Source organism: Microbacterium sp. LjRoot45 (genome assembly GCF_964253325.1).
Lineage (GTDB): Bacteria > Actinomycetota > Actinomycetes > Actinomycetales > Microbacteriaceae > Microbacterium.
Genome location: NZ_CAXUQM020000001.1, coordinates 2,697,790 through 2,722,691, shown reverse-complemented (window position 1 = coordinate 2,722,691; position 24,902 = coordinate 2,697,790). Strand labels below are relative to the sequence as shown.

Annotated in this window: 24 protein-coding genes; 7 read left to right on the top strand and 17 right to left on the bottom strand. The window is 71.0% G+C overall.

The window, feature by feature from the left end:
• Positions 1–4: 4 nt before the first annotated feature.
• From ACSQ18_RS12970 to ACSQ18_RS12960, 3 genes are all read right to left on the bottom strand, one after another.
• A complete protein-coding gene (locus ACSQ18_RS12970; protein WP_436038444.1) occupies positions 5–1,366 on the bottom strand; it encodes an NAD(P)/FAD-dependent oxidoreductase in 1,362 nt (453 codons plus the stop codon).
• The gene (locus tag ACSQ18_RS12965) at positions 1,366–2,736 is read right to left on the bottom strand and encodes an aspartate aminotransferase family protein (protein ID WP_436037825.1); all 1,371 of its coding nucleotides are present in this window, start codon (positions 2,734–2,736) and stop codon (positions 1,366–1,368) included. Before ACSQ18_RS12965 ends, ACSQ18_RS12970 begins: the two co-directional genes overlap by 1 nt.
• A 79-nt stretch (positions 2,737–2,815) precedes the next feature.
• Entirely contained in the window at positions 2,816–4,303 is a 1,488-nt protein-coding gene (locus ACSQ18_RS12960; RefSeq protein ID WP_436037824.1) for a CoA-acylating methylmalonate-semialdehyde dehydrogenase, read from the bottom strand.
• Positions 4,304–4,383: 80 nt separating this feature from the next.
• Here ACSQ18_RS12960 and ACSQ18_RS12955 point away from each other — a divergent pair, with 80 nt between their 5' ends.
• Positions 4,384–5,988: a PucR family transcriptional regulator gene (locus tag ACSQ18_RS12955; RefSeq protein ID WP_436037823.1), complete on the top strand. Its 1,605-nt coding sequence runs from the start codon at positions 4,384–4,386 to the stop codon at positions 5,986–5,988.
• A gap of 16 nt (positions 5,989–6,004) precedes the next feature.
• On the opposite strand, the gene ACSQ18_RS12950 is transcribed toward ACSQ18_RS12955, so the two are convergent.
• The 8 genes from ACSQ18_RS12950 to ACSQ18_RS12915 all read right to left on the bottom strand — a co-directional run bounded on the left by ACSQ18_RS12950 (position 6,005) and on the right by ACSQ18_RS12915 (position 14,239).
• Positions 6,005–6,463 (bottom strand): cupin domain-containing protein, encoded by a 459-nt coding sequence (locus tag ACSQ18_RS12950; protein WP_436037822.1) that lies wholly within the window; start codon positions 6,461–6,463, stop codon positions 6,005–6,007.
• Positions 6,464–6,475: 12 nt separating this feature from the next.
• Entirely contained in the window at positions 6,476–7,912 is a 1,437-nt protein-coding gene (locus ACSQ18_RS12945) for an NAD(P)/FAD-dependent oxidoreductase (protein ID WP_436037821.1), read from the bottom strand.
• 13 nt (positions 7,913–7,925) lie between these two features.
• The gene (locus ACSQ18_RS12940; protein ID WP_436037820.1) at positions 7,926–9,596 is read right to left on the bottom strand and encodes an amidohydrolase; all 1,671 of its coding nucleotides are present in this window, start codon (positions 9,594–9,596) and stop codon (positions 7,926–7,928) included.
• On the bottom strand, positions 9,596–10,456 hold the full coding sequence (locus ACSQ18_RS12935; RefSeq protein WP_436038443.1) for an ABC transporter permease: 861 nt from the start codon (positions 10,454–10,456) through the stop codon (positions 9,596–9,598). The genes ACSQ18_RS12940 and ACSQ18_RS12935 overlap by 1 nt, the downstream gene beginning before the upstream one ends.
• A 44-nt stretch (positions 10,457–10,500) precedes the next feature.
• Positions 10,501–11,421, bottom strand: coding sequence for an ABC transporter permease (locus tag ACSQ18_RS12930; protein ID WP_436037819.1), 921 nt, complete (start codon positions 11,419–11,421; stop codon positions 10,501–10,503).
• A complete protein-coding gene (locus ACSQ18_RS12925) occupies positions 11,414–12,601 on the bottom strand; it encodes an extracellular solute-binding protein (RefSeq protein WP_436037818.1) in 1,188 nt (395 codons plus the stop codon). The genes ACSQ18_RS12930 and ACSQ18_RS12925 overlap by 8 nt, the downstream gene beginning before the upstream one ends.
• A 57-nt stretch (positions 12,602–12,658) precedes the next feature.
• A complete protein-coding gene (locus tag ACSQ18_RS12920) occupies positions 12,659–13,825 on the bottom strand; it encodes an ABC transporter ATP-binding protein (RefSeq protein ID WP_436037817.1) in 1,167 nt (388 codons plus the stop codon).
• 255 nt (positions 13,826–14,080) lie between these two features.
• Entirely contained in the window at positions 14,081–14,239 is a 159-nt protein-coding gene (locus tag ACSQ18_RS12915; protein ID WP_174236258.1) for a hypothetical protein, read from the bottom strand.
• 195 nt (positions 14,240–14,434) lie between these two features.
• Here ACSQ18_RS12915 and ACSQ18_RS12910 point away from each other — a divergent pair, with 195 nt between their 5' ends.
• Together ACSQ18_RS12910 and ACSQ18_RS12905 are read left to right on the top strand one after the other, a co-directional pair.
• Complete coding sequence (locus tag ACSQ18_RS12910) at positions 14,435–14,710, top strand: hypothetical protein (RefSeq protein WP_436037816.1); 276 nt, start codon at positions 14,435–14,437, stop codon at positions 14,708–14,710.
• Between the two features lie 61 nt (positions 14,711–14,771).
• A complete protein-coding gene (locus ACSQ18_RS12905; RefSeq protein ID WP_301038137.1) occupies positions 14,772–15,098 on the top strand; it encodes a DUF7882 family protein in 327 nt (108 codons plus the stop codon).
• Positions 15,099–15,168: 70 nt separating this feature from the next.
• Here ACSQ18_RS12905 and ACSQ18_RS12900 read toward each other — a convergent pair whose 3' ends face one another.
• Positions 15,169–15,528 (bottom strand): DUF7882 family protein, encoded by a 360-nt coding sequence (locus ACSQ18_RS12900; RefSeq protein WP_436037815.1) that lies wholly within the window; start codon positions 15,526–15,528, stop codon positions 15,169–15,171.
• A 243-nt stretch (positions 15,529–15,771) separates the two neighbouring features.
• Here ACSQ18_RS12900 and ACSQ18_RS12895 point away from each other — a divergent pair, with 243 nt between their 5' ends.
• Entirely contained in the window at positions 15,772–16,644 is an 873-nt protein-coding gene (locus ACSQ18_RS12895; RefSeq protein WP_436037814.1) for an SDR family oxidoreductase, read from the top strand.
• A gap of 39 nt (positions 16,645–16,683) precedes the next feature.
• Here the strand turns inward: ACSQ18_RS12895 and ACSQ18_RS12890 are convergent, their stop codons facing one another.
• Together ACSQ18_RS12890 and ACSQ18_RS12885 are read right to left on the bottom strand one after the other, a co-directional pair.
• The gene (locus ACSQ18_RS12890; RefSeq protein WP_436037813.1) at positions 16,684–17,385 is read right to left on the bottom strand and encodes a GTP pyrophosphokinase; all 702 of its coding nucleotides are present in this window, start codon (positions 17,383–17,385) and stop codon (positions 16,684–16,686) included.
• A 163-nt stretch (positions 17,386–17,548) separates the two neighbouring features.
• On the bottom strand, positions 17,549–18,115 hold the full coding sequence (locus ACSQ18_RS12885; protein WP_436037812.1) for a flavin reductase family protein: 567 nt from the start codon (positions 18,113–18,115) through the stop codon (positions 17,549–17,551).
• Positions 18,116–18,266: 151 nt separating this feature from the next.
• Here ACSQ18_RS12885 and ACSQ18_RS12880 point away from each other — a divergent pair, with 151 nt between their 5' ends.
• A complete protein-coding gene (locus tag ACSQ18_RS12880; protein WP_436037811.1) occupies positions 18,267–19,124 on the top strand; it encodes a sulfurtransferase in 858 nt (285 codons plus the stop codon).
• Positions 19,125–19,288: 164 nt separating this feature from the next.
• On the opposite strand, the gene ACSQ18_RS12875 is transcribed toward ACSQ18_RS12880, so the two are convergent.
• The 3 genes from ACSQ18_RS12875 to ACSQ18_RS12865 form a co-directional block, all read right to left on the bottom strand.
• Positions 19,289–20,656 (bottom strand): DUF222 domain-containing protein, encoded by a 1,368-nt coding sequence (locus ACSQ18_RS12875; protein WP_436037810.1) that lies wholly within the window; start codon positions 20,654–20,656, stop codon positions 19,289–19,291.
• 764 nt (positions 20,657–21,420) lie between these two features.
• On the bottom strand, positions 21,421–21,924 hold the full coding sequence (locus tag ACSQ18_RS12870; RefSeq protein ID WP_436037809.1) for an NADPH-dependent FMN reductase: 504 nt from the start codon (positions 21,922–21,924) through the stop codon (positions 21,421–21,423).
• A gap of 69 nt (positions 21,925–21,993) precedes the next feature.
• The gene (locus ACSQ18_RS12865) at positions 21,994–22,512 is read right to left on the bottom strand and encodes a DUF4395 domain-containing protein (protein WP_436037808.1); all 519 of its coding nucleotides are present in this window, start codon (positions 22,510–22,512) and stop codon (positions 21,994–21,996) included.
• Between the two features lie 240 nt (positions 22,513–22,752).
• Between ACSQ18_RS12865 and ACSQ18_RS12860 the strand changes: the two genes are divergently transcribed.
• A complete protein-coding gene (locus ACSQ18_RS12860) occupies positions 22,753–23,739 on the top strand; it encodes a pyridoxal-phosphate dependent enzyme (protein WP_301038126.1) in 987 nt (328 codons plus the stop codon).
• Positions 23,736–24,893 carry a cystathionine gamma-synthase gene (locus ACSQ18_RS12855; protein WP_436037807.1) on the top strand — a complete coding sequence of 386 codons (1,158 nt, stop codon included), beginning with the start codon at positions 23,736–23,738 and terminating at the stop codon, positions 24,891–24,893. The genes ACSQ18_RS12860 and ACSQ18_RS12855 overlap by 4 nt, the downstream gene beginning before the upstream one ends.
• The last annotated feature ends 9 nt before the right edge of the window (positions 24,894–24,902 follow it).

The following is a 24,902-nucleotide window of genomic DNA, read 5'->3' as shown; positions in this document are numbered from 1 at the left end:
AGTATCAGTGGCCTCGCCCCGATACGACGTCGGCGACGCGAGCCAACGGCGATGTCAGCGTACCGCCCCGGCGCTCCTGTCGATCGGCGACACCGTAGGCGGCATAGAGGCCGCGGACGGCGAGCCACCGCAGGGGCTCCACCTCCCACCGGCGCGCACGTCGACCCACCCACGGGAGGGCGGCGAGGTCGGTCTCGCGGCCGAGCACGAGGTCGGCCAGCGTCCGGCCGGCGAGGTTCGTCGTCGCCACACCGGTGCCGACGTAGCCGCCGGCCCAGCCGAGACCCGTCGCGGGGTCGAGGCCCACGGTCGCCGACCAGTCGCGCGGAACACCGAGCACTCCCGACCAGGCGTGGTCGATCGGGGCTTCCGCCGCGCGGGGGAAGAACTCGCGCAGGAGCGACGTCAAGGCGCGCACCGTCCGCTCCTGCGTGCCGCCGTCGGTGTCGACGCGCGAGCCGTAGCGATAGGGGATGCCGCGGCCGCCGAACGCGATCCGGTCGTCGGCGGTGCGCTGCGCGTACATGTACACGTGGGCGAAGTCGCCGAGGGTCGCGGCATCCGCCCACCCGATCTCGTCCCACACCGCCGCGGGCAGCGGAGCGGTGACGATCATCGACGAGTTCATCGGGAGCCACGTGCGGTGCTGGCCGGCGAGCCCCGCCGTGAAGCCCTCGGTCGCGCGGAGTACGTGCGTCGCGCGCACGGTGCCGCGGTCGGTGACGGCTCGTCCCGGTTCGATGCGCGAGACGGTCGTCTCCTCGTGGATCGTCACGCCCAGCCGCTCGACCGCCGCCGCGAGCCCGGCCACGAGCTTCGCCGGGTGCACCCGGGCACAGTGCGGATGCCAGAGCCCGCCGAGTGCGCCGTCGACCCGCACGTGCGCCGCCGTCCGACGCGGGCCCCAGAGCTCGACATCGGTGTGGGGCCAGGACGCGTCTTCCGCGTGGGCGGCGGTGAGCCGGGCGAGCTGCGCGGGGGTGCGGGCGACGTTCAGCTCGCCGCCCTTGCGGATGTCGGCGTCGATGCCCTCCGCGGCGGCGACGCGGATGACCTCGTCGACGGTGTCGTTCATCGCCGCCTGCTGGCGCGCGCCACCCTCACGGCCGTACTGCGCGCGGCCGCCGGTCACGCTGTTGGTGAGCCAGCCGCCGTTGCGTCCCGATGCACCGAACCCGGCGAAGCGCTGCTCGAGCACGACGACCCGCAGATCGGGTTGGAGCTTCTTCAGGTAGTAGGCCGCCCAGAGGCCGGTGTACCCCGCGCCGACGATGGCGACGTCGGCGTCGCGGTCGCCGGGCAGGGGCGTCCGCGGCGACGGAAGACCGAGCTGCTGCCACCAGAACGAGACGCCGCCGTTGCCCATCATGCCGCGGGCGTCCTCGCCTTCATCGCCTCGTCGGCGACGTCGAGCGCGCGGTCGATGATGTCGAGCCCGCGGACGAGGTCGTCTTCGGAGATCACGAGCGGCGGAGCGACGTGCACCCGGTTGAAGTGGGTGAAGGGCCACAGGCCCGCCTTCTTGCACGCGGCGGCGAACGCCGCCATCGGCGCGGCATCCGCTCCGCTCGCGTTGAACGGCACGAGGGGCTCCCGCGTCTCGGGGTCGGCGACGAGCTCGATCGCCCAGAACAGTCCGCGACCGCGCACGTCGCCGACGGACGGATGCCGGGCGGCGATCTCGGCCAGACGCGGCGCGACGACGCGCTCGCCGAGGTCGCGGACCCGCTCCAGGATGCCGTCGCGCGCGAAGACCTCGAACGTGGCGACGCCGGGGGCGCACGCGAGCGGGTGCCCCGAATAGGTGAGGCCGCCGGGGAAGGCGACGGTGTCGAAGTGCGCCGCGATGGCATCGGAGATGACGACGCCGCCGAGCGGCACGTACCCCGAGTTGACGCCCTTCGCGAAGACGACGAGGTCGGGGGTCACGTCGAACGCCTGGAAGGCGAACCACTCGCCGATGCGTCCGAAGCCGACCATGACCTCGTCGGCGATGTAGACGATGCCGTACTTGTCGCACAGCGCGCGCACACCGGGCAGGTATCCCGGCGGGGGCACGAGCACCCCGTTCGTGCCGACCACCGATTCGATGATGATCGCGCCGATGGTGGAGGCGCCCTCCAGGACGATGGTCTGCTCCAGGTGGGCGAGCGCGCGTTCGGCCTCTTCCTCGGGCGAGGTCGAGTGGAACGGCGAACGGTACGCGTACGGCCCGAAGAACTTCGCGACCGAACCGTCGCCCGGCTCGTTCGGCCACCGGCGCGGGTCGCCCGTGAGCGAGATCGCGGTGCTCGTGTTGCCGTGGTAGCTGCGGTACATCGACAGCACCTTGCGCTTGCCCGTGTACAGGCGGGCCATCCGCACGGCGTTCTCGACGGCATCCGCCCCGCCGTTGGTGAAGAACACCTTGTTCATGCCCTCGGGGGCGACCTCGGCGATGCGCCGGGCGAGGTCGCCGCGCACGTCGTTGGCCATCGAGGGCTGGATCGTCGCGAGCCTGCCCGCCTGCCGCTGGATCGCCTCGACCAGGTCGGGGTGCTGGTGCCCGAGGTTGAGGTTCACGAGCTGCGACGAGAAGTCGAGGTACGTGTTGCCCTGGTAGTCCCAGAAGCTCGCACCCTCGCCGCCCGCGACGGGAAGCGGGTCGATGAGCGCCTGCGCGCTCCACGAGTGGAAGACGTGGCCGCGGTCGTCGGCGCGCACCAGCGCGTCGGCTTCGGGGTCGATGACGGTCATGATGAGGTCCTCTCCGGAATGAGCGAGCGAGCGCCGCCGCCGGTCGTCGAGCGAGCGCGGCGAGTCGACGCGGCGCGGGTCAGTGATTGCTCGGGAACCCGAGGCTGATCTGGCTCTCGCTGGGGTCGGGCCAGCGGGTCGTGACCACCTTGCTGCGGGTGTAGAAGTGGATCGACTCGGGGCCGTAGATGTGCGAGTCGCCGAACAGCGAGTTGCGCCAGCCGCCGAACGAGAACGCGCCCACGGGCACGGGGATCGGCACGTTGACGCCGACCATGCCCACCTCGATGTCGAACTCGAACTGGCGCGCCGTTCCGCCGTCGCGGGTGAAGACGGCGGTGCCGTTGGCGAAGGGGCTGTCGTTGACGAGCGTCACGGCCTCGTCGTAGCTCGCGACCCGCACGACCGACAGCACCGGGCCGAAGATCTCCTCGTCGTACACCTTCATCCCGGGGCGCACGTGGTCGACGAGCGAGACGCCGAGGAAGAATCCGTCGCCGTCGAAGCTCTGCGCCGTGCCGTCGACGACGACCGTGGCGCCCTCGCCCGGCGCGCCCTCGATGTACGAGGCCACCTTGTCGCGGTGCTCCCGCGTGATGAGCGGCCCCATCTCGCTCTCGGGATCGGTGCCGGGCCCGATCTTCAGCGCCGCGACGCGGTCGGCGACCTTGGCCACGAGCGCGTCGGCGACGTCGTCGCCGACCGCGACCAGCACCGAGACGGCCATGCAGCGCTCGCCGGCCGAACCGTAGGCGGCCGACACGGCGGCGTCCGCCGCGGCATCCAGGTCGGCGTCGGGCATGACCACCATGTGGTTCTTCGCGCCGCCGAGGGCCTGCACGCGCTTGCCGTTCTCGGCTGCGCGGGCATAGATGGAGCGGGCGATGGGCGTCGAGCCGACGAAGCTCACCGCGCGCACGGCGGGGGCGTCGAGCAGCGTGTCGACGGCGACCTTGTCGCCCTGGACGACGTTCAGCACGCCCGCGGGCAGGCCCGCCTCTTCGTAGAGGCGCGCGAGGAAGAGGGCGGCCGACGGGTCTTTCTCGCTCGGCTTCAGCACGACCGTGTTGCCGCACGCGATGGCGGATGCCGTCATCCACAGCGGCACCATCACGGGGAAGTTGAAGGGGGTGATGCAGGCGACGACGCCGACGGGCTGCTTCACGGAGTGCACGTCGACACCGCGGGAGACCTGCTCGGCGTGCTCGCCCTTGAGCAGGTGCACCAGGCCCGCGGCGAACTCCACGTTCTCGATCCCGCGGCTGATCTCGCCCTTGGCGTCGGAGAGCACCTTGCCGTGCTCGCTCGTGATGATCGCGGCGAGCTCGTCGGTGCGTTCGACGAGGAGGTGGCGCAGCCGGAAGAACACATCGGCGCGCTTGATGAGGCTCGTCGCCCGCCACGCGGGGAGCGCGGCGGCGGCCGCGGCGATGGCCGCCTCGGTCTCGGCGACCGAGGCGAAGGCGACCTCGTGCTGCGGGCGTCCCGTCGCGGGGTCGAACACCGTCCCGGTGCGGGCGCCGTCACCGGATTCGGTGCCGGCGATGTGGTGGCGGATGAGGGACATGGGGGCCTCCCGGACAGAACGACCGACGTCGTCTAGGCTGTGACGAGTCCCAGTGTTGCAGAGGCAGAGGGGTCGCTACGGTGGCTGAACGTCGCGAAGAACGAGCGATCCAGACGGATCGTCCGACCGCCCACGAGAGTCTCCCGACGGTGCGCGAGGTGCTCACTCTCGACGCGGTCGAGGCGGGGATGCCGGACATCCTCGTCGGCGGCGACCGCCTCGACGCCCGCGTGCGGTGGGTGCACGTCTCCGACAGCGCCGGTGTGGCCCGCCTCCTCGACGGCGGGGAGCTGCTGCTGTCGACCGGCTCGTCGTGGCCCGACGATCCCGCCGAGCTCGCCGCGTTCGTCCGCGGGCTCGTCGAAGTGGGGCTGTCGGCGCTCCTGCTGGAGCTCGGCACCCACTACCGCTATGCCCCGGCCGTCGTCGTCGAGACGGCCCGCGCGCACGGTCTGCCGCTCGTGGTGCTGCGCCGCGAAGTGAAGTTCGTGACCGTCACCGAAGCGGTGCACCGGCGCATCATCGCCGAGCAGACCGCCGCCCTCCGCGCCCGCGACGACGTGCGGGCGCGGTTCACGGCGCTCGCACTGCGCGGGTCGCCCGCCGACTTCATCGTCCACCAACTGGCGCAGACGCTGGGTGCGCCCGTGATCCTCGAGTCGCTCGCGCACGACGTCGTGGTCGCCGACGTGCCGCCCTCCCGCGAGGAGGAAGTCCTGGCGCGCTGGGAGGTGCGCTCGCGCATGGCGCACCGCGACGCGCGCACCGAGTGGCTCATCGTGCCCGTCGAGGCCCGCGGCATCCGTTGGGGGTATCTGATCGCCCTCCCGGGTCCGGTCCATCCCGCCGGGCGGGCGGCGGTGCTGGAGCAGGGCGCCATCGCGCTCGCGCTCGGGCGGCTCACCGACGGTCAGGCCGACGAGTGGGCGCGCATCGGGCAGCGCCGCCTCGTGGACGGTCTGCTCGCGGGCCGGTTCGCGAGCCACGGCGGCGCGCTGGCCCGGCTGGAGGCGGCGGGGCTCCCGGTGGAGGGTGCTCGCCTGCTGGGCGTGGTCGCCGCAGGGGTCGACGTCGACCCGGATGCCGCGGCGGCGGCCCTGTCGGGCGTCGGCGGTCGCGTGCTCCTCGGCGGTATCGTCGACGGCGCGGGGGTCACGATGCTCGTCTCGCTGCCGGCGCGTGCCGTGTTCGACGAGGCCGCCGCTCTGCGGTTCGCGGAGGCGCTGTCTCCGCTGTCGTCTCGCCTCGTGGTGTCGATCGGGTCTCCCGAGCAGGGGGTGGAGGGGGCGCTGGCCTCGTTGCAGGAGGCGATCGATCTCGCGCGGACGCCGCTGCAGCGCGCGGGTCGCGGCCCGCACGTGCGCCGCGCCGAGGATCGGCCGTTGGCGCGGCTCGTGACGGCGCTGCGCGACGACCACCGCGTGCTCGACCACGGAGAGCGGATGCTCGCGCCGCTCATCGAGTACGACCTGTCGCGCGGCGGCGATCTGCTCGACGTGCTCGCGGCGATGCTCGCCCACCCGGGCAACCGCACGGCGGCGGCCACGGCATCCCACCTGTCGCGCTCGGTGTTCTACCAGCGGATCGCGCTCATCCAGGACCTTCTGGGCGTCGACCTCGACGACGGCGAGATCCAGACGGCGCTGCACCTGGCCCTGCTCGTGCGGCGCTCCGCGAGCCGCTGACCTCCGTCAGGCCCCGTCAGGCGAGATAGACCTTGCGGAGTGTCTCGCGCACCGTCCACACGGTCTGCATCCCGGCCTCGAGGCGCACGATCGCCCCCGGCCGGAGTTCGATCGAGGGCTGGGCGGGCTTCACGAACTCGACGGTCGCCGACCCTGCCACCACGACGAACACCTCGTCGATCTCGACGTCGCGCATCGCGCCCGGGGTCATCTCCCAGATGCCGAGCCCCATGTCCTCGTCGAGATCGATCGACCCCGTCGCGGGATCGCCGGCGACGACCTGCGCCGCGGCGACGGGCGTCAGGGGAACGGGAACCGCGGATGCCGTGTACACGACGCCCGGGTCGAGCTCCCCGCCCAGGTCTCCGACACCGCCGGCACCGCCGACACCGCCGACACCGCCGACACCGCCGACACCGCCGTCACCGATGCCTCCCGCATCGCCGCGGCCACCCAGCGAGATCACGTCATTCATGCGACCAGCCTGTCACGAGTCGAAGCCGAGGCCGAGCGCGTCGAGGGTCTTCAGCAGCAGGTTGCGTCGGCCCCCGTTGTGGTCGGCGCGGTCCATCGACCACCGCGTCGCCTGGATGCCGAGGGCGGCGGCCGGTTCGGGCGGGAACGGCAACGGCCGCGTGCGCACCATCTTGAGCGACGTGCGCTCCGAGTCGACGCCGTCGAGGAGGTCGAGCATGACGTCGCCGGCGAACCGGGTCGAGCCGACGCCGAGCCCCGTGAACCCGGCCGCGTAGGCGACGCGGCCGCCGCGGGCCGTGCCGAAGAATGCCGTGAACTGCGTCGAGCTGTCGATCGCTCCCGCCCACTGGTGGCTGAAGCGCAGTCCCTCCAACTGGGGGAACGTCGTGAAGAAATGGCTCGCGAGCTTCTCCCACACGTCGGGGCGGTCCTCGTAGCGGGGGTCGACGCGCCGCCCGTAGTGGTAGAGCGCGTCGTAGCCGCCGAAGAGGATGCGACCGTCCTGCGACGGCCGGTAGTAGTGGAACTGGTTGGCCATGTCGCCGATGCCCTGACGGTCGCGCCAGCCAATGGCATCCCACTGCTCGGGCGACAGCGGCTCCGTCATGAGCGCGTAGTCGTACACGGGCACCGTCATGAGGCGGTTGCGGCGCAGCAGCGACGGGAACACGTTGGTCGCGAGCACGGCGTGGAGGGCGTCGACGCGTCCGCCGTCGGTGACGACCGACACGCCGGTGCTCGTGGTCTCGAGCGCCTTCACACGGGAGCGCTCGAAGATGACGACGCCGCGCTCCTCCGCGGCCCGTGCGAGTTCGGCGGCGAGGCGCGCGGGGTGCACGAGCGCGCACGTGTTCTTCTCCCACATCGCCGCGAGATACGTGGGGGAGGCGACGGAGGCGCGCACGGATGCCTCGTCGAGGTAGACGACGTCGGGGTCGCCCGCGGCCTCCTCGCGCCACTCGTCGAGCCACGCGAGCTGGTGCGGCTCGACCGCCGGGGCCAGCTGCCCCGTGCGCTCGAACTGCACGTCGAGGCCCAGCTCCTCGACGGTCGACTCGATCGCGTCGAGGTTCTCGAGGCCCAGACGTTCGAGCGTGTCGATCTCGTCGGGCCAGCGGCGCGCGCCGTTCTCGTGTCCGTGGGTGAGGCTCGCCTCGCAGAAGCCGCCGTTGCGACCCGACGCGGCCCAGCCGGTGCGGTTGGCCTCGACGACCACGACGCGACGGTCGGGGTCGCGGAGCTTCGCGAGCAGGGCGGTCCACAGGCCCGTGTAGCCCGCGCCGACGATGACGAGGTCGGCGCCGTGCTCGCCGCGCAGCGGCGGCCGGTCGGGTCGGAGGGCGGCGGGCAGGTCGTCGATCCAGAACGACCCGGTGCGCGTGCCGGTGAGGCTGTGCGAGACGACGGATGCCGGTGCCGGCATCCGTTCGAAGACGGTGGTTCCCACGAGAGGTCCCTTCTCAGGCGTCGGAGGCGCCGTACACGCGCGCCCCGTCGACGAACGTCTGGAGCACGCGGGTCGCGCCGATCTGATCGGCGGGCCCCGCGAACGGGTCGCGATCGAGCACGGCGAGGTCGGCGTACTTGCCCACCTCGATGGTCCCGGTCGCCTCGTCGAGGTGATTCACCCACGCCGACCCGGCGGTGTACGCGGTGAGCGACGTGGCGAGGTCGATCGCCTGCTCCGGGAGGAACGGCTCGTAGTCCCCCTCCTCGTAGCCCGGGGCCGCCTGTCGGTTCACGGCGGTGTGGATGGCCGCGAGCGGATTGGGTGAGGAGACCGACCAGTCGCTGCCTGCGGCGAGCACGGCGCCCGCGCGCAGCAGGTCGCCGAACGGGTACTGCCACGCGTCGCGGGGCGCCCCGAGGAACGGCAGCGTGAGATCGACCATCTGGGGCTCCAGCGTCGCCCACAGCGACTGCATGTTCGCCGCGACACCGAGCGTGCGGAAGCGCGGCACGTCGTCGGGGTGCACCACCTGAATGTGCGCGATGTGGTGGCGACCGTCGCCGCGGCCGTTGCGGGCGATCGCGTGCTCGACGGCATCCAGGCACTCGCGCACGGCCCGGTCGCCGATCGCGTGGAAGTGCACCTGGAAGCCGAGGGCGTCGAGCTGCGGCACCGCCTCGTTCAGGATCTCCGGCGTGACGAACGAGATGCCCGAGTTGTCGGTGAAGTGCCCGTGGCCGTCGTGGTACGGCTCGAGCATGGCGGCGGTGAAGTTCTCGGCCACGCCGTCCTGCATGACCTTGACGCTGGTCGCCTGGAAGCGGCCGTGGCTGAAGCGCTCGCGGCGCTCCACGAGCGAGGGGATCTGCTCGAGCCCCTTCGTTCGGTCCCACCACAGGGCGCCCACGACGCGGCCGGTCAGCGTGCCGTCGATCGCGGCCTGCCGGTACGTCTCGCCCTGATCGACGAGGTCGCTGTAGTCGCCGATGATGGCGTCCTGCCAGGCGGTGATGCCGTAGGAGTGCAGGTAGCGCTGGCCCTCGACGAGCGCATCGCGGAGGAACTCGGGCGTCGGGTCGGCGATGAGCCGGTTGACGAGCGACATCGCGCCCTCGTGGAGCGTGCCGGTCGGGTTGCCGTCGGCATCCCGTTCGATGCGCCCGTCCGCGGGGTCGGGCGTGTGCCGGTCGATGCCCGCGCGCCGGAGCGCCTCGGAGTTCACCCACGCGCCGTGGCCGTCGCGGTTGGGGAGGAAGGCGGGCCGGTCGGGCAGCACGCGATCCATCGCGGATGCCGTCGGCGTGCCGCCCGGGAAGGCCGACATCGCCCAGCCCCCGCCGAGGATCCACTCGGAGCCGTCGTCCTGCCCCGTCGGCGGGTGCGCGGCGGCGTAGGCCGCGATCGTCGCCAGGTACTCGTCGGCCGTGGAGCCCTCGCCCAGGTCGCAGCGCAGCAGCTCGAGCCCGCCCGAGACGGGGTGCACGTGCGCGTCCTGGAAGCCGGGGACGAGCAGGCGTCCGGCGAGATCGACGACCTCGGTGCGCGGTCCGATGAGGTCGCGGATGCCGTCGCCGCCGACGGCGACGATCCTTCCGCCGGAGACCGCGACCGCCGACGCACGGGAGCGCACCGTGTCGGCGGTGAAGACCGGGCCACCCGTGAAGACGAGATCGGCGTGCATCAGGCGCCGCCCATCGTCCGGGCGATGTCGGTCGCGGAGTCGCCGGCGCGTCGCAGGACGAGCGCCACGAACGCGAGGGCGATGAGGGTCAGTAGCAGCATGATCGTGGAGACGGCCGCGACCTCGGGACGCAGCCCCGATCGCACGGCGGACAGCACGTACACGGGCCATGGGGTCGTGCCGGAGACCTGCACGAACGCAGCCACGATCGTGTTGTCGAGGCTCAGGGTGAACGCGAGGAGGAAGCCGGCGAGCACCGCGGGCATCGCGAGGGCCAGTGTCACGCGCCGGAACGTCGTGAACGGGACGGCGTAGAGGTCGCTCGAGGCCTCCTCGAGGTTCGCCTCCTGCCCGACGAGCCGGGCGCGGACGAGGTACGACACGACGGCCGTCGCGAACAGCGAGCTGCCGATCGAGAGGCGCACGATGCCGTCGTTGAAGATCGGCATCCCCCAGTCCTGGCCGAGCGTGACGAACCAGGGGAGGAGGGCGACGGCATCCACGATCTCCGGGGTCACCGAGACGAGCAGGAGCAGTCCGAGGAACCACCAGACCCACCGCCCGGGATGCCGCGCCATCGCGATGCCGGCCAGGGTGCCGAGGGTCGTCGCGATGATCGCGGAGATGAGCGCGGTGATGAGCGAGACGCGCACGGCGTTCTGCACGGCGGGTTTGTCGAGGATCGTGCGGAACGCGTCGAGTCCGAACCCGTCGAACGACACGAGGAGGCGCCCCGTGTTGAACGAGTAGATGACGATCACGATGATCGGTGCGAAGAGGAACAGGATGACGAGGACGCCCCAGACGTTGAGGGCGACGTCGGTCCACGAGCGGTGGGAGCGCTTTCCGCTGCCCAGCATCGACCCGTCGCGCTGGCGCAGGATCGTCTCGGTCTTGGTGGTGCTCATCGCGCAGCCTCCTCTCCCAGCACGAGGCGATTTCGGGTGCGGAAAGGGAGCGCGACGAGCCACAGGAGTGCGGCGGCTGCGGCGATCGTCAGGGCGATCACCAGCATGAGCACGACGGCCATCGCCGATCCCAGCGCCCAGTTCTGCGCGGTCTGGAACTGGCTGGCCACGAGCTGGCCGACCATGTTGCCCTTCGCCCCGCCGAGCACCGTCGCGGTGATGTAGTCGCCCATGAGGGGGATGAACACGAGGAGCACGCCCGCCACGACACCCGGCCGCGACAGCGGGAGGGTGACGCGGAAGAACGTCGTCACCTTTCCGGCTCCGAGGTCTTTCGAGGCCTCCCGGACGGCGGGGCCCACCCGGTCGAATGCGACGAACAGCGGGAGGATCATGAGAGGCAGGTAGTTGTACACGACGCCGATCAGCACGGCCGTGCGCGTGTACAGCAGGTCGAGCGGGCCGTTCAGGAGGCCCAGAGTCTGCAGCCCCTGCGACAGCCAGCCCTCCGGTGCGAGGATCACCTGCCAGCCGATCGTGCGGATGAGGAAGTTCGTCCAGAACGGGATCAGGACGAGGGCGATCAGCAGCCCGCGACGCTCGGGGCGCACCTTGAAGGCCATCCAGTACGCGACGGGCGCGCCGATGAGGAAGCAGAGGGCCGTGCCGAGCAGGCCCACCCACAGCGTGTTCACGAACGTCGTGAAGAACGTCGGCGAGAGGGCTTCGACGTAGCGGTCGAGGGAGAGGATGTCGTTGGCGTGCGTGCCGAAGATCCCCGGCTTGTAGCCGAAGCTGAACCAGATCACCATCCCCACGGGGGCGACGAAGAAGATCGCCAGCCACACCCAGGCGGGCACCGCGAGCAGACCGCCCAGCGACCGGCGGGCCGCGGGCGGGGCGGAGCGATCAGGCACCCGCGGCGGCCTTCATCTCGTTCCAGATCTCGACGCGCACCGTCTGGGAGTCGTTCAGCTCCTGCTCGTGCATTGCGGCCAGCTGCTCCTCCGAGAAGAAGATGAGGTCCGTCAGCTCCATGCCGGACTCCTCCGCGGCCGCCTGCATGTCCTTGCCGCCGACGTTGTAGCCGATGTAGTCGAGGTTCAGCGAGAGGTTCTCGGGGGTCATCGAGAAGTTGATGAAAGCGTGGGCGGCTTCGGGGTTCGGGGCCCCGGTCGCGATGGCCCAGTTGTCCATCCACAGCTCCGTCACCGGCCCCGGGAGTACCCACTGCCAGCGGTCGGGGTCGGGCGACTCGAGCAGGCCGAGGCGGGCGTCGCCGTTCCACGCCTGCATGAGCACCTGAGTGCCCTGCGGGATCGCGTTGGTGCCGGGGTAGGAGTCGAACGCGGCGATGTGGGGGGCGATCTCCTCCACGAGGAACTTCCGGCACGCCTCCAGCTGCTCGGCGTCCTGCGTGTTCCAGTCGAGGTCGTTGGCCCAGAAGTAGGCGCCGATGATGCCGGCGGGGTCGTCGGACATGCTCGTCTTGCCGCTGGCCTCGTTCTTGGCCGCGTCGAAGAAGTCGGCCCACGTCGACAGTTCGCGCGTGATCACGGTCTTGTCGTAGACGAAGCCGGTCGTGCCCCACGCCTTGCACACCGAGTACTCGTTGTTCGGGTCCCATGCGCGACCCAGCGCGCTCGGGTCCATGTTCGACAGGTTGGGGAGGAGGTCCTTGTTGAACTTCGTCAGCAGGCCGTTCTCGATCATCTGCGGGATGAACACGCCCGTCGGCACGACGATGTCGAAGCCCGAGGTGCCCTTGGCGGCGATGAGCTTCGCAATGAGCTCCTCGTTGGAGCTGTAGGAGTCGAGCGTCACCTTCGGGCCGAGCTCCGACGTGAAGTTGGCGACGACGTCGGGGGAGTCGTAGTCACCCCACGTGTACACCGACAGCGAGCTCTCCAGCGCGCCGCCGGAGGCCTGCGAAGTGGGGCTGGTGCTCGTGCCGCCGGGGGCGCACGCGGCCAGCAGGGCGCTGCCGCCGGCGAGCGCGGCGAGGGAGAGGAACCGTCGGCGGGACAGTTCGGCGGCGATCCTCGGGACGGCGCTCTCGTGGGCCAGGATGCGCAGCGGGGTGCGGGACTCGGTCATCGGGGGCCTCCAGCTCGGGTTCGGGTGGTGATGCGGGAACGTCTCTTCGGTGGGCTGCTACTCGGTCGGCGGCGCGATGTAGCCGCCGTCGGCGGCGGCGTCGTCGGCGGGGAAGAGCAGCACGTGCTCGGGCGACCACGTGCAGACCACGGCGTCGCCCACGCGCAGGTTCGGCGCCTCCGGTGTGGGACGGCGTGCGATGAGGCTCTGGTCCTCACCGAGCCGCACGAGGTACTGCATGGTCTCGCCGAGGTGCGAGACGCCGATCAGTTCGCCGCGGACGCTGTTCGTGTCGGTCGCGGTACTGGCATCTGCGGGTGCCGCCGCGACGCGCACGTTCTCGGGGCGGACGGCCGCTTCCGCGTTGCCGCTCCCTGCGAGCGGCGTCGCGGAACGGACGACGACGTGCGGGGATGCCACGGCGTCGCCGCCGGTGAGCGTTCCGCGGAAGAAGTTCTGCTGGCCGACGAAGGCGGCCACGTATGCGGAGGACGGGCGCGCGTAGACGGTGTCGGCATCCGCGAGCTGTTCGATGCGCCCTTCGCGCATGATCGCGATCCGGTCGCTCATGGAGAGCGCCTCACCCTGGTCGTGCGTGACGAAGACGAAGGTGATGCCGAGACGCGACTGCAGGAGCTTGAGCTCGAGCTGCATCTCCTCGCGGAGCTGGCGGTCGAGCGCTCCCAGCGGCTCGTCGAGCAGGAGCACCGACGGACGGTTGACGAGGGCGCGGGCGAGCGCGATGCGCTGCTGCTGACCGCCGGAGAGCTGGGTGGGCTTGCGGTCGGCGAACCGTCGCATCTGCACGAGGTCGAGGGCGGCGGTGACGCGCTCGCGGACCTCCGACTTCGGCGTACGGCGCTGCTGCATGCCGTAGGCGATGTTCTCCGCGACGGACATATGCGGGAACAGCGCATACGCCTGGAAGACCGTGTTGACGTCGCGCTTGAAGGGCGGGGTGCCCAGGACGCTGCGGCCCGAGATGAAGATGTCTCCCGCGTCGGGATGCTCGAAGCCAGCGATCATCCGCAGGGTCGTCGTCTTGCCGCAGCCCGACGGTCCGAGGAGCGAGATGAACTCGCCCGGCTCGATCGTGAGCGACAGGTCGTCGACGGCGAGCTGCTCGCCGTAGTGCTTGGTGATGCCGTCCAGCACCACGGCTCCGGCCTTCGCCGGCTCCGCAGAGCCGGGCCGGTCGATCGTCGTTTCGGGTGCCGACGTCACGCGTGCTCCGCTCCCCGCGCCTCGGTGGCGCGTGTGTGCGGCCATTCAATACGTCCGATGGGGAGCGCGCAATGATCGCGTGGCCCCACCGGACGAACCCTCCCGGCATCCGCGCCGCTCCGACAGATCGTCCGGACGGGCGTAACGGCGCGGTAACACCGCCGTCGATCCGGCGACCCGAGCGTGTGCGCGGGCCCGCGGATCACGCGTGGAGTCGCGGGTCAGGCGAATTAGCGGGTCACGCGAACGAGCGGGTCAGGCGTTTCGTCGGACGATGCGCATGAGCCAGGCGATCACCGCGACGATGACGATGACGAGGCCGATCCACAGGAGGATCTTGGCGGCCTCGACGAAGACGCCGACGAGCAGAAGCGCGATGCCGATGACGAGCAGGATGACAGCGAGAGTGGTCATGCATCGAGGATCCGCGTGCAGGGGGTCTCGGCTCAACCCCTTGACAGTGACGCGCCGGGTGTCCTATCCCGGGGATCGCCGGTACCCCCGTGCTGGTGGCCTGTCAAGGGGTGGCGCCCGATGTTCCGCGGGAGTTGACTCGAACCATCCCGCCGACGACCGCGCACAAACGACCGCACGCTTGAGGTTCCTGACATGAAAGACATCCTGATCGACGGCCACCGGCTCCTGACGACGAACGAGATCGCGGATGCGGTGATCGACTACGCGCGGCTCCTGCACGGCACGTTGAGGACGGATGTCGTCGAGTTCCCGACGCTGCACGACGGGGAGTTGTCGCAATGCTCGCTGCTGTTGAGCGCCCACGTGGGCGTCGCGGTGCTCGACGCGGATGCCGTGCTGGCTCCCCTCATGCCGGGGGCGGAGATGGCGTGCGCGGAGATCGAGCGCCGGGCGGCGACTCTGCGTTGAGCCCGAGGTAGGTTACCGTCGCTGTAGCGCGATCATCGCGCGCGCACGGCGGAGGTCACTGTTGGGGAAGTTCATCTACGAGGGCTCGGTGACCGTCGACTTCGACGATCGCGTCCTCGCTCACGTCCAGATCGTCATCGGACAGAAGCTCCGGCGCGGCGAGGCGTTCCACTTCACCTGGCGTGAAGACCCGAGCCTCGGCGACGGCCGCACGTCGGTGTGGCTGCACCCCTCGGCATCCCTCGTCTACAAGTACTTCGGCAGCCGTCAGCCGAGCCTCAACCGTGCGTGGCTCGAGGCGCTCACCTACACGGCGAACTCCACGGGCGGCCTCCACATCGTGCCGGAGCCGCCGGAGTCCAGCGCCTCCGAGCCGACCGTCGACTAGCGAGGTCCGACACCGGGCGGGTCTGGCCGATCCGCGTCAATCGCGCGAGACCGTCAGTCACGCGAGACCGTCAGTCGCGCGAGACCTCGACGGCCTGCGGTGAGGTGTCTTCGGGCTCGTCGTCTCCGTTTTCGATGTGCTCGGCGACGAGCATCATTCCGCCGGACGAGTTGGCGGTCTGCGCGAGCTCTTCGAGCCATTCCCGGCTGAGCTCGGGGCTCTCGGGCTCATCGAACACGAATCTCAGCGGGATCGACGGATGCAGCCAGATGGTGCTGCGTCCTCGCTCCTCGTCCTCCGGGTGCTTCCACGAGAGGGTGAAGCTCTCGCCGCGCCGCAGCTTGGTCGCGACCACGACCTTCAGGTGCGCGAGCGCGCGGTCGTCGATGTGGATCGGTGTCGCCGATCCGCCGTAGTAGATGGTGCCCACGGTCGCACACTCTACGCCGAACGCCGTGTCACGGCCCTCGTGACGCGCTCTCGGATTTCGTTGCGCGACGATACGTCATCCGTCGACCGGCGGCAACCCCGTGCGGAGCACTGCGGGTCGCGGCTTAGCGTGGCACCCCGACGATTGCGGCATCCCGACGGACGCGGCATCCCGACGGACGCGGCATCCCGACGATTGCGGCATCCCGACGATTGCGGCATCCCGACGAGAGGAACCCCGACCATGAGCGATCCCCGCCACGCCTACCACGAGGGCGGCTTCCCCGACCAGGAGCAGGACCAGCCCGGACTGACATCCGAGACCACGCCGACCCCCGACCACGGCGAGGACACCTACCGCGGCAGCGGACGCCTCGACGGTCGACGTGCACTCATCACGGGCGGCGACTCGGGCATCGGGCGCGCGGTGGCGATCGCCTTCGCCCGCGAGGGTGCCGACGTCGCGATCGCGCACCTGCCGGAGGAGCAGGAGGATGCCGATGCGACCGTCGCCCTGATCGAGCATTCGGGTCGGCGCGGGCTCGCCTTCGCCGGCGACGTGCGCGACGAGAAGTTCTCGACCTCGATCGTCAACGATACGGCGGAGGCGTTCGGCGGACTCGACATCGTCGTGCTCAACGCGGCGTATCAGAAGGACCGCGACGGCATCGGCACGCTCGAGACGGCGGAGTTCGATCGCGTGTTCCAGACGAACCTGTACGCGATGCTGTACTCGGCGCGCGCGGCGGTGCCGCTCCTGAAGCCCGGCGCATCGATCATCGTCACGTCGTCGATCCAGGCGTCGAACCCGTCGGCGGGCCTCATCGACTACGCCATGACGAAGGCGGCGCAGGTCGCGTTCGTGAAGGCCGCCGCCGAGGAGCTGGGGGAGTCCGGCATCCGGGTCAACGCCGTCGCTCCCGGCCCGATCTGGACGCCGCTGATCCCCGCGACGGGGTGGGATGCCGAACGCCTCGCCACGTTCGGTGAGGACACTCCGCTGGGCCGTGCGGGGCAGCCTGCCGAACTCGCCGGTGCCTACGTGTACCTCGCCTCGGACGACGCGAGTTTCGTCTCCGGTGCGGTGCTCCCGGTCACGGGCGGCAAGGGGCTGTAGCCGGGAGTCGGCCCGGCGCTGGCGTCGGGCGCGATGTCGTCAGGCGGCGACGATGCGGCCCGGCCGGGGGCCGTGGAGTTCGCCGTGGAGCCGCTCCATCCGCGCGTCGAGTTCGGCGGCGGTCTGCGCGGCATCCTTCAGTTCGGCGAGCAGCCCGTCGGGAACCGCGCCGGCGTACTTGTAGTAGATCTTGTGCTCGAGGCTCGCCCAGAAGTCCATCGCGATGGTGCGGAACTGCACCTCCACGACCACGTCGATGCGTCCACTCGAGAGGAACACGGGCACCTCGACGATCGCGTGGAGGCTCTGGTAGCCGTTGTCCTTCGGCTGTGCGATGTAGTCCTTCACTTCGCGCAGCGTGATGTCGTCCTGCGCGGTGAGCAGGTCGAAGAGGCGGTAGGCGTCTTTCGCGAAGCTCGTCGTGACTCGAACTCCGGCGATGTCGGTGATGCCGGCGCTGATCGCCGGGAAGGTCGGTTCGATCCCCTTGCGCACGACCTTCTCGATCAGGCTGTCGGCCGACTTGACGCGACTCGACACGTGCTCGATCGGGTTGTAGTCGTGCGTGAGGTGGAACTCGTCGCGAAGGATGCCGATCTTGGTCTCGACTTCACGCAGACCGAACTGGTAGCCCAGGAGAAACCGCTGGAACTCGTCGCGCATCGCGCGGAGCTCGTCGGGTGAGAAGGTCGCGACGCCCTCCTCGGTGAGGACGGACAGGGGCCGCGGCGTCGCTTCCATGGTCTGACCGTATCGGGGCAGTTTCAGGAGTCGCTGTGAGTGCGTTGGGGACTCGCCAGGCCGCGATCCGCCGGGTCGGGACTGGCGGTCGGGACTCGCCGGGCCGCGATCCTCCGGGTCCGGACTCCACAGGTCGGGACTCGAATCGGGGAGTGTTCGCCGGTCAAGACTCGATGCGGGAGTGCTCGCCGAGGCGGTGCCACGTGCGGTTGTGGTACACCAGCGCGTCGCCGGGCTCGCCGGGCGTGACGTCGCGCGCGACCTGCGACTGGAGCGCGTGGGCGGCGATGACGGTGGACGACCCGGCATCCATGCGGCCGATGACGGCGCAGCGCACCCACGCGCGGACGTCGTGGTAGACGGGTTCGCCGGTGACGAGACGTGACCACTGGTCGCTGTCGGCGAAGCGGTCCACTCCGCTCGTGGCTCCCAGGCGGGCGACGTCGAGGTCGTGCGCATCGAGGAGGTGGACGACGATCGTCTCTGCCCGGGAGAGCACGTCGGATGCCGACGACAGCGTCGAGATGGAGAAGATCAGCAGCGGCGGATCGGCGCTGACCGACGAGACGGAGGTCGCCGTGAGGGCGACCGGGCCGTCGCCCGCGTCGGCGGTGATGACGGCGACGCCGCCGGGGTGTCCCCGGAAGAGCGCTTTGAACTCGTCGGCGGACAGCGACGACGCGAAGCGGTGGTCGGGGGCGTCGAAGCGTGCGGCGGGCGAGGAGGTCACCCTTCGACGGTAACCCCGCGCGGAGGGGGCGAGGGTCGAGTGTGTTGCCGTGTGACCCCGTGTGAACGAATGTGACGGCGAAGCCCCGCAGCGTGACCTCGTGTTGCGACGCGCCGGGCAGGGGGAGTGGCGCCTCGGGGACCATGAGGTCATGTCGTCCCCCCTCGTCGCCGCCGCACGGCTGCACGCCGAACTGGAGAGCTCCGCGCCGCCGCGTCTCCTCGACGTGCGCTGGCGCCTGAACGAGCCCGAAGGCCGGCCGGCATACCTGGAGGGGCACCTTCCCGGGGCGGTGTACGTCGACCTGGAACGGGAACTGGCTCGCCCGGGCCGGCCGGAGGAGGGCAGGTACCCGCTCCCGGAGCGCGCCGAGCTGGAGTCGTCGGCGCGACGCTGGGGGCTGCAGCCGGGCGAGCGGGTGGTCGCGTACGACGACAACGACGGTGTCGCCGCGGCTCGCGCGTGGTGGCTCCTGCGCGGGTATGGGGTCGACATTCGCGTATTGGATGGCGGTTTCCGGGCGTGGCTGGCTGCGGGGTACGACCTCGCGCGAGGCGATCATGCGCCGCCCCCGGGGAGCGTGCGACTTCCCGCCTCGACGGTCGTGGTCGCGTCGATCCAGGATGCCGCGGTGGCTCCGCGCGAGGGTGTGCTCGTGGACGTTCGTGCGCCGCAGCACTACCGCGGTCAGGTCGCCGGTCTCGACCCCGGTGCAGGACACATCCCGGGCGCCGTGAACATTCCGACGGTGTCGCACATCGCGTCCGACGGGCGGCTGCACCCCCCGGAGCGGCTGCGCGCCGCGCTCGCCGGACACGGCATCCGTCCGGGCGTGAGCGTCGTGCTGTACTGCAACAACGGGATCGCTTCGGCGCATTCTGCGCTCGCCCTCGCGGTCGCTGGTATCGACGCGCGCGTCTATCCCGGCGCGTGGAGCCAGTGGACCCGGTCGCCCGGCCGACCGATCGCCCGCGGCGCGACTCCTGCCGAGGTCATCTCCGCGGTGTGAGTGGGTGGCCCGGTGTGGTGGGCATGCGGTGGGCATGCGGGCGGGGGTGCGTGTGGTGCGGTGGGGGATGTCGTGAGCTCGATCGGCGGGTGGTGCGGTGAGCTCGATCGGCGGGCGAGGGAGTCCCGTCCGCAGAGCAGGGAGTGGGGACTGCGCCGGCCGGGTCAGAACGGCGGCTCGGCGGGTGGATCGGGATCTCCATGAGTGTCGACCCTCTCCGTGGTGAACACGAGGGTGCGGGCGGGGTGGTCGGGGTAGGTGCGTCCGGTGGGGCTGGTCCAGTGGAGGATGCCGTCGGGTGTCTGCCGGACGCGCCACGCTGAGTGGTGTTTCAACGTGTGGTGGCGGCGGCAGAGGTGGGCGAGGTTGGTGAGTTCGGTGGGGCCGTCGTGTTCGCGGGCGGTGGTGTGGTCGATGTCGGACCGGCCGGTGGGCATGCGGCAGCCGGGGAATCGGCAGTGTTCGTCCCTGACGCGGAGGGTGCGTTTGAGGTGGTCGCTGGGCCGGTATCGGTCGATGGCGAGGACGGTGCCGGTGACGGGGTGGGTGAGCACCCGGTCCCACCCTGTGGCGGTGCCGGCGAGGCGGAGGGCGGTCGCGGTGTCGATGGGGCCTTTCCCGATGAGTTCGGCGGGGGCGTCATCGTGTCCAGCCGCGGTGAGGGCGGGGACGGTGACCTGCACCCGCGCGATGATCGCTTCCCCGGCGGGGATCGCGTCGTTCGAGACGTCGGGTGAGGCGTGCCCGGTGAGGAGGAGGTCGGCGAACACGTCGGCCCGCACCTCGCTGACGCGGCGGGTGTCGGTGGGGCGCGTGTTGGTGGAGTTCGTGTCGGGATGGAGGGACCCGTCGGTGGTGCCACCCGGGCTCGCTCCGCCGCCCGCGCCTCGGGCGTCCATGACGCGCCTCGCGTATTGGTCGAGGCGGTCGCGGATGCCGTGGGCGATCGCGGCGGGCAGGATCGCGATGAGTTCGGCCATGCCGTCGTCGAGGTCACGCACCCACACCTCCCGCGCAGTCGCGGCAGCCGTGTGGCGTTCCTGCAGCGGGATCGGGTGCAACCGTGCGGCGAGGATCCGTGCGGCGGGCTTGAGCCGTCCTGGTGTCTCCCGCTGCGCGACCTCCAGCGCCGCGTCTTCGAACACGGCGCGTGCCGCATCGTCCTTTATCGCCGCGCCCGTCTCGACGAGAACCCGCGCATGCCCGCGTGACACGTCCCCAGCGGCCCACGCGGCGAACGTCGCCGGGAACCGTTCGACGAGTACGACGGCATCGGACATGTGCTTCTGCACCGTCCGGTCCGACACGCGCGCGGCGGCCCCGATCTGTGCCGCAAGCGACCGGATCGGGATGTCCGCCACGGACGTCGGGCCACCGGCATCCTGTGCCATCGCGTGGGCGATCTCGACTGCCTCGGCCAGCAGCGCGACCTCACGGGCCTGGGCTGCGGCGGCGTCGCGGCGGGCGTCGGCGAGCGCGTGGAGCAGCGTGTCGATGCGCTGTTGCCATGCGGTCGGCGTGGTTCCTGTCATGCTCCGATTCTTCTCGGGGCCACCGACATTCAGGTCGACAAAACCCAGATCACGGGTGCTTCCTGTGGACAACTGCCGACACGCCGAGGCTGTGGAGGAGGGTGCAGCGTTTCGTCTCGCTGCGCTCGCTCAACGACCGGATGGGCGGGTGCGGCGTTTCGTCTCGCTGCGCTCGCTCAACGACCGGATGGGCGGGTGCGGCGATTCGTCTCGCTCCACTCGCTCAACGACCGGGGGTGACGGTGTGGTCCGGTCGTTGAGCGAGGAGCGCAGCGACGAGACGAAACGTCGATCCCGATTCGGTGCGCCGTTTCGTCTCGCTGCGCTCGCTCAACGACCGGGGGAACGACCGGGCGGGGGCGGCGTTTCGTCTCGCTTCGCTCGCTCAACGACCGGGGGTGACGGTGTGGTTCGGTCGTTGAGCGAGGAGCGCAGCGACGAGACGAAACGTCGATCCCGATTCGGTGCGCCGTTTCGTCTCGCTGCGCTCGCTCAACGACCGGGGGAACGACCGGGCGGGTGCGGCGTTTCGTCTCGCTGCGCTCGCTCAACGACCGGGGGGTGACGGTGTGGTTCGGTCGTTGAGCGAGGAGCGCAGCGACGAGACGAAACGTCGATCCGGGCAGGTGCGGCGTTTCGTCTCGCTCCACTCGCTCAACGACCGGGGGAACGACCGGGAGGGTGCGGCGTTTCGTCTCGCTACGCTCGCTCAACGACCGGATGGGCACCGGCGGCGCTGCGCTCGCTCGACGACCGGGGGTGCATCACGCGAGGGCGTGACGCAGGCGCGGCCACTCGGCATCCGCCCACTCCGCGATGATCTCCGCGCGCCGGTCCACCTGCCCCGCGGGGAACGCGATGCCGCGGGTGGGCACGGACGCCCCCAACTCGACCAGCAGGGGACGCAGCGCCACCTCCACGGCGAGCGCGTGCGCGGGTCCGCCGATCGTCAGCAGCGGCACGGCGGTCATGTGCTGCAGCGATCCCGTGTCGAACCGGTCGAGGAAGGCCTTGAGCAGCCCCGTAAAGGTCGCCTTGTAGGTCGGGCTCGCGACGATCGCGACGTCGGCGGCGAGCACGCGCGCGCGGGCGTCGTCGACAGCGGGGCTCGGATGCCGGAACAGCTCGTCGGCGATCTCCGCCAGTTCGATCGTGGGTTCGACAGTGGCTCCGGAGCGCCGGGCGAGCTCGGCGGCGACCGTCTCGGCGACGGCACGCGTACGCGAGTCGGGCTGCGGGTTGCCGACGACGACGATGACGGATGCCACGACTACGCCCCCGCTCCCGAAGTCGAGCCCGGCGTCGCAGCGGCGTCGAAGGTGTCGGTCACGAGCGGATCAGGCTCCCACGAGTCCGCCCGAAGGGCGAAGGAGGCCGATGCGTGCGAGCCCCAGGTAGATCTGGCAGCCGAGGCAGAACGCGAAGACCGCGTTGAGGAAGGCGGCGACGAACGCGGCTGCGCCGGCGACCGGCAGCGCCCACGGCACGCCGGCCAGGTGCAGCACGAGGCCGATCGTGACGACGACGAAGCCGACGCCCTGGGCGAACCGGGGCGGGCGGGGGTCTTCGAGCTCGGCCGGCGCGGTCAGCCGCGGACGCACCACCGTGCGGAACAGCACGCCCCACGGAGCGGTCGACGGCGACAGGACGCCCCACACGAAGAGGGCGTCGACGAGCGCGAGCACGAGGAAGCCGGGATCGGCGACGCGTTCGGTGAGTGTCGTCCCCGTCCGGGTTGCGGCGCCCAAGAGCGAGAGGAACGTGCCCACGAGCAGCAGCACGCTCGTGATGGCGGCGGTCACGCGCGGTCCGCGCGGGTCGATGCCGGCGGGGCGGGCGGTCGGGTCGGTGGCCATGCCGGAACACTAGGCGACGCCGAGCCGGAACCGGATGCCGGGGCCCCGGCATCCGTCATACAGCGACATGCAGCGCCGGCCGCGGACGCCGGCAGACGACTTGCCCGGTCGCGCGGGGCGGGTTACGGTGGTCGCGTGCACCTGACCTGTCGTTGTTGTCGCTGAGCGCTCGCGCGCACCTTCGACGACCCCGACAACCGCCGTGCCTCTGCGCGCACGGCTCGAACACCAGGACACCCCATGCGTTACGCATCCCACATCGCCGATCTCGTCGGCAACACGCCCCTCGTCCGGCTGAACAGCGTCACCGACGGCATCGGTGCCACGGTGCTCGCGAAGATCGAGTACTTCAACCCCGGCAGTTCCGCGAAGGACCGCATCGCGTCGCGGATCATCGACGCCGCCGAGCGCGACGGGCTGCTGCAGCCCGGCGGCACGATCGTCGAGCCGACGAGCGGCAACACCGGCGTGGGCCTCGCGCTCGTCGCCCTGCAGCGCGGCTACCGGATGGTCTTCGTCGTCCCCGACAAGTTCGCGGGGGAGAAGGTCGCCGTGCTGAAGGCGTACGGCGCCGAGGTCGTCATGACCCCGACGAGCGTGCCGCCCGAGCACCCCGACTCCTATTACTCGGTGTCCGACCGACTGGCGCGCGAGATCCCGGGGGCGTTCAAGCCGAACCAGTTCGGCAACCTCAACGGCCCGCGCGGACACTACGAGACGACGGGCCCCGAGATCTGGCGCGACACCGACGGGCGCATCACCCACTTCGTCGCCGGGATCGGCACGGGCGGCACGATCAGCGGCACGGGACGCTTCCTGAAGGAGGCCAGCGCGGGCGAGGTCGTCGTGGTCGGGGCCGACCCCGAGGGATCGATCTACTCCGGCGGGCCGATCCACGGTTACGCCGTCGAAGGGGTCGGCGAGGACTTCTGGCCCGCGACGTTCGACCCCGCCGTCGTCGATCGCTACGAGCGCGTCGGCGACGCGGAGTCCTTCGCGATGACGCGCCGTCTGGCGCGCGAGGAGGGGCTGCTGGTCGGCGGCTCGTCCGGCATGGCGGTGACGGCCGCGCTGCGCGTCGCACGCGACCTGCCCTCCGACGCCGTGCTCGTCGTGCTCCTCCCCGACCACGGCCGCGGCTACCTCAGCAAGATCTTCGACGACCAGTGGATGACCGACCACGGTCACGACGCCCTCCTCACCGACACGACGGGAACCCTCGCATGACCGCCTCCGACGCCGCCCGCGGATTCGCCAGCCTCGCCGTCCACGCCGGCCAGGAGTTCGACCCCACGACGGGGGCTGTCATCCCTCCCGTGCACTTCTCCACGACATATGCCCAGGACGGCATCGGCGGGCTGCGGCAGGGATACGAGTACGGCCGCAGCGGCAACCCCACACGCACGGCGCTGCAGACGCAGCTTGCGGCGATCGAGGGCGGCGCGCACGCGTTCTCGTTCGCGTCGGGCCTCGCCGCGGAGGACGCGCTCCTGCGCGCCGTGCTGCAGCCCGGCGACGAAGTGCTCCTCGGCAGCGACGTGTACGGCGGCACGCACCGCCTCATCTCCCGCATCCTCGGCCCCTGGGGTGTGCGCCTGCGGGTGGTCGACATGAGCGACGCGGATGCCGTGCGGGCGGCGCTCAGCGAGCGCGTTCCGCGCATCCTCTGGGTCGAGACCCCCTCCAATCCACTGCTCCGCATCACCGACATCGCCGAACTCGCGGCGATCGGCCACGACGCGGGGGCGCTCGTCGTCGTCGACAACACGTTCGCGACCCCGGCGCTGCAGCAGCCGCTCGCCCTCGGTGCCGACGTCGTCGTGCACTCCACGACGAAGTACCTCGGCGGGCACTCGGACGTCGTCGGCGGCGCGCTCGTGCTCAACGACGACGCCCTGGCCGAGAAGATCGGCTTCCTCCAGTTCGCTGTCGGCGCCGTCTCGGGACCGCTGGACGCATGGCTCACCACGCGCGGGATCAAGACGCTCGCCGTGCGCATGCAGCGCCACAGCGAGAACGCGGCCGCGATCGCCACATTCCTCCACGGGCATGAACGTGTCGCCCGCGTGTACTACCCGGGGCTGGAGGCCCACCCGGGCCACGCGATCGCGGCCCGTCAGATGCGCGGATTCGGCGGCATCGTGTCGCTCGCACTCGAGTCGGGGGAGGCGGCGCGCCGCTTCGCCGAGTCGACGCGGCTCTTCCAGCTCGCGGAGTCGCTCGGCGGCGTCGAGTCGCTCGTCAACTACCCGGATGCCATGACGCACGCCTCCGTGCGCGGCACCGAGGCGGCCGTGCCCGTCGAGGTCGTGCGCCTCTCGGTCGGCATCGAGGACGTCGACGATCTCCTCGCCGACGTCGAGCAGGCCCTGCACCCGTAGGCCGCGCTA

What these genes read in the sequence shown, in the direction of transcription:
- ACSQ18_RS12970 (WP_436038444.1), bottom strand. Translation starts at nt 1,366, where the DNA reads ATGGGCAACGGCGGCGTCTCGTTCTGGTGGCAGCAGCTCGGTCTTCCG.
- ACSQ18_RS12965 (WP_436037825.1), bottom strand. Translation starts at nt 2,736, where the DNA reads ATGACCGTCATCGACCCCGAAGCCGACGCGCTGGTGCGCGCCGACGAC.
- ACSQ18_RS12960 (WP_436037824.1), bottom strand. Translation starts at nt 4,303, where the DNA reads ATGTCCCTCATCCGCCACCACATCGCCGGCACCGAATCCGGTGACGGC.
- ACSQ18_RS12950 (WP_436037822.1), bottom strand. Translation starts at nt 6,463, where the DNA reads ATGAATGACGTGATCTCGCTGGGTGGCCGCGGCGATGCGGGAGGCATC.
- ACSQ18_RS12940 (WP_436037820.1), bottom strand. Translation starts at nt 9,596, where the DNA reads ATGCACGCCGATCTCGTCTTCACGGGTGGCCCGGTCTTCACCGCCGAC.
- ACSQ18_RS12935 (WP_436038443.1), bottom strand. Translation starts at nt 10,456, where the DNA reads ATGCTGGGCAGCGGAAAGCGCTCCCACCGCTCGTGGACCGACGTCGCC.
- ACSQ18_RS12925 (WP_436037818.1), bottom strand. Translation starts at nt 12,601, where the DNA reads ATGACCGAGTCCCGCACCCCGCTGCGCATCCTGGCCCACGAGAGCGCC.
- ACSQ18_RS12915 (WP_174236258.1), bottom strand. Translation starts at nt 14,239, where the DNA reads ATGACCACTCTCGCTGTCATCCTGCTCGTCATCGGCATCGCGCTTCTG.
- ACSQ18_RS12910 (WP_436037816.1), top strand. Translation starts at nt 14,435, where the DNA reads ATGAAAGACATCCTGATCGACGGCCACCGGCTCCTGACGACGAACGAG.
- ACSQ18_RS12895 (WP_436037814.1), top strand. Translation starts at nt 15,772, where the DNA reads ATGAGCGATCCCCGCCACGCCTACCACGAGGGCGGCTTCCCCGACCAG.
- ACSQ18_RS12890 (WP_436037813.1), bottom strand. Translation starts at nt 17,385, where the DNA reads ATGGAAGCGACGCCGCGGCCCCTGTCCGTCCTCACCGAGGAGGGCGTC.
- ACSQ18_RS12880 (WP_436037811.1), top strand. Translation starts at nt 18,267, where the DNA reads ATGTCGTCCCCCCTCGTCGCCGCCGCACGGCTGCACGCCGAACTGGAG.
- ACSQ18_RS12875 (WP_436037810.1), bottom strand. Translation starts at nt 20,656, where the DNA reads ATGACAGGAACCACGCCGACCGCATGGCAACAGCGCATCGACACGCTG.
- ACSQ18_RS12865 (WP_436037808.1), bottom strand. Translation starts at nt 22,512, where the DNA reads ATGGCCACCGACCCGACCGCCCGCCCCGCCGGCATCGACCCGCGCGGA.
- ACSQ18_RS12860 (WP_301038126.1), top strand. Translation starts at nt 22,753, where the DNA reads ATGCGTTACGCATCCCACATCGCCGATCTCGTCGGCAACACGCCCCTC.
- ACSQ18_RS12855 (WP_436037807.1), top strand. Translation starts at nt 23,736, where the DNA reads ATGACCGCCTCCGACGCCGCCCGCGGATTCGCCAGCCTCGCCGTCCAC.